We start from the raw sequence: 2510 nt of genomic DNA, 5'->3' as shown, positions 1-2510 counted from the left end.
CGGCCGGCCCAGGCGCAGCCGCGCGGGCCGGAGCTGCGCATCGGCGCCATCTACCCCGCCGCCGGGCCGCTCGCCCTGCCCGGCGATGAGAGCTTCCGCGGGCTGGAACTGGCGGTGGAGGCGCGCAACGAGGCGGGCGGGCTGCTCGGCCGGCCGCTGCGGCTGGTCAAGGCCGAGGCGAACGACGCCGCCCAGGCCGGCGAGGCGGTGCGCCGCCTGGCCGGGACGGAGCGCCTGGTGGCGCTGTTCGGCACCACCGCCTCGCCGCTCTCCTTCGCCGCCACCCAGGCGGCGGAGCTGGCCGGCATGGCCTATTTCGAGCTGGGCGCCATCGCCGACACAATCACCGCGCGCGGCTTCCGCTACCTGTTCCGCAGCGGCCCGCGCGCCACCGACTATGCAGCACTCGGCCTGCGCACGGCGCGCGAGACGCTGCCGGGGCTGTGGGGCCTGCCGCTGGCGGGGCTGCGCATCGCCATCGCGCATGAGGACGGGCTCTATGGGCAGAGCGTGGCGGCGGCGCAGGAGGCCGGGCTGCAGGGCGGCGAGGCGGCGCTGCTCGGCCGCTTCGCCTATGCGCCGGGCGGGCAGGACCTGCCGGCGCTGGTGGCGCGGCTGCGCAGCGCCGATGCGCAACTGCTGCTGCACACCGGCCAGGCGCAGGAGGTGCTGGCGCTGTTCCGCGCCATGAAGGAGGCCGGCTGGCGGCCGCGCATGGTGCTGGGCAGCGGCGGCGGCTACGCCCTGGCCGACACGGCGCAGAGCCTGGGCCCGGCGCTGGAGGGGGTGCTGAATGTCGGCTTCCCGCCCTATGCCAGCGCCGGCCGGCTGGGCGAGGAGGCGAAGCGCGTGGCCGAGGCCTACCGGCTGAAATACGGGCACGACCCGCGCTCGGCGCACAGCCTGGCCAACCATGCCGGGGCGCGGCTGTTCCTGGACGCGATCCATCGCGCCGGCGGCACCGAGCGCGAGAAGCTGCGCGGCGCCGTGCTGGCGACCGAGCTGGACACCGCGGAGGCGCCGCTGGGCTGGGCCGCCGCCTTCGACGAGGCGGGACAGAACCAGCGGGCCAGGCCGGTGCTGTCGCAATGGCAGGGGGGAAGGCTGGTCGCGGTGGCGCCGGAGGGCACCGCTCTGGCCGCGCCGCGCGGCGAGATGGGGTGAGAGAAGAGCGAGGGGGCTTTGCCCCCTCGACCCCCAGCAGGGGACGGGGTCCCCTGCACCGGCCGTCAGGAAGCGGTGGTCAGTCGGCCTTGATGCCGGCCTCGCGGATGATCGGCTCCCACTTGGCGATCTCGTCGGTCAGCCACTTGCGGGCGGTCTCCGGCGTGGTGTCGCTGCGGGTCTGCATGGTCAGGTCGGCTAAGCGCGTCTGCACATTCTGCATCGCCATCACCTGGTTCACCGCCTGGTTCATGCGGGTGACGATCGGCTCCGGCGTGCCCGCCGGCGCCAGGATCATGTGCCAGGTATAGGCCTCGTAGCCCGGCACGCCGGCCTCCTGGAAGGTCGGCATGTCCGGCAGCTGCGGGATGCGCTGGGCGGAGGAGATCGCCAGCCCCTTCACCTCGCCACGCTGCACGAAGGGCAGCGCGCTGTTGGCGACGTCGAGCATCATCGCCACCGTGCCGTTCAGCAGGTCCGGCATCGCCGCCGCCGAGCCGCGATAAGGCACGTGGTTGACGCGCAGGCCGCCGGCCTGGCGCAGGAACAGCTCGGACGCCAGGTGCAGCGCCGCGCCATTGCCGGTGCTGGCATAGTCGTACTTGCCGGGGTTCTTCTTGAACAGGTCGATCAGCTCGGCCAGGTTGTTGGCCGGCACCTGCTTATTGACCATCAGCAGCATCGGGATCACGCCGGTCAGCGCGACCGGCGTGAAATCCGCCACCGGGTCGAAGGGCAGGCTGGGATAGATGGCGCGGATCGCCGCCTGGGCGATGGTGGTGTAGAGGAAGGTGTGGCCGTCCTTCGGCGCCTTGGCCACCGCGTCGGCGCCGACCACCGTGCCCGCGCCGGTGCGGTTCTCGACGATGATGCGCTGCGGCAGGATCTTGGACAGTTCCTCGGCGATCAGGCGCGCCGGGATGTCGGTCGGGCCGCCGGCGGAAAACGGCACCACGAGGCGGATGGGCTGGCTGGGCCAGCTGCCCTGCGCGCGCGCCAGCGAAGGCAGCAGCGCCGGGGCGGCCAGGCCGGCGCCCAGCGCCATCAGGGAGCGTCGGTTCAGCGTCATGGTGTCGTTTCCCGGTTGGTTCACTCGCGCCTTATATCGTCGTCACAGGGGGGCGAAGTCCAGACCCGGCGTCGCGGTTTCGTGTTGCGCCTCCAGCGCGATGCGCTGGCCCGTCACATTGTCGAACAGGTGCAGCCGGTCGGCCGCCAGGCTGATGCCGGCATGGCCGCCGCGGCGCGGCGCCGCCTCGGCCGGCGCGTGGAAGGCGATCGCCGCGCCGCCCGCCAGCCGCCCATGCACCAGGGCCGAGGCGCCCAGATCCTCGACCAGCTCGACC

At 73.4% G+C, this 2510-nt stretch carries 3 protein-coding genes; 1 reads left to right on the top strand and 2 read right to left on the bottom strand.

Annotated elements, in window-relative coordinates; translation table 11 throughout:
- On the top strand, positions 1 to 1164 hold a 1164-nt coding region (locus tag HMPREF0731_RS19240), incomplete at its 5' end, for an ABC transporter substrate-binding protein (RefSeq protein WP_007005882.1).
- 79 nt (positions 1165 to 1243) lie between these two features.
- Here the strand turns inward: HMPREF0731_RS19240 and HMPREF0731_RS19235 are convergent.
- On the bottom strand, positions 1244 to 2233 hold the full coding sequence (locus tag HMPREF0731_RS19235) for a Bug family tripartite tricarboxylate transporter substrate binding protein (RefSeq protein ID WP_040614060.1): 990 nt from the start codon (positions 2231 to 2233) through the stop codon (positions 1244 to 1246).
- 42 nt (positions 2234 to 2275) lie between these two features.
- Positions 2276 to 2510, bottom strand: a 235-nt coding sequence (locus HMPREF0731_RS19230) for a TOBE domain-containing protein (RefSeq protein ID WP_007005880.1), incomplete at its 5' end; no start/stop codon positions are given.

This window comes from Pseudoroseomonas cervicalis ATCC 49957 (genome assembly GCF_000164635.1).
Taxonomy (GTDB): Bacteria; Pseudomonadota; Alphaproteobacteria; order Acetobacterales; family Acetobacteraceae; genus Pseudoroseomonas; species Pseudoroseomonas cervicalis.
Note: the sequence above shows the minus strand (reverse complement) of the source record. Positions and strands in the feature narration are given on the sequence as shown.